Genomic DNA, 269 nt, shown 5'->3' with positions numbered 1-269 from the left:
ATTTGATTTGGCCAGCAGGACGAGCGGGTAGGCTTCAATCTCGTTATCATCTGTAAAAACTGAAGCCGTCAAACCGATTATCGGGTTGATTCCTCTCGTCTTGCATGCTTTATAAAATTGAATAGCTCCGTACATGACATGATCATCTGTCAGCGCCAAAGACGCATATCCGAGCCTGTCAGCTTCACTGACGAGCTCTTCCACAGCCGCGGCGCTGTTTAGCAGGCTGTTCCCGCTATGCACTTGCAGGTGAACAAAAGACATGCTAT

Annotated in this window: 1 protein-coding gene; it reads right to left on the bottom strand. The window is 48.3% G+C overall.

Annotation, left to right across the window (positions count from 1 at the left end; all coding sequences use genetic code 11):
• The coding region (locus tag CF394_RS14080) for a PHP domain-containing protein (protein ID WP_133079851.1) at positions 1–264 on the bottom strand (264 nt) is incomplete at its 3' end.
• Positions 265–269 lie beyond the last annotated feature (5 nt).

The sequence above is a fragment of the Tetzosporium hominis genome (genome assembly GCF_002265435.1).
Classification (GTDB): Bacteria; Bacillota; Bacilli; order Bacillales_A; family Planococcaceae; genus Chryseomicrobium; species Chryseomicrobium hominis.
This window is presented reverse-complemented; position numbering and strand designations above follow the sequence as displayed.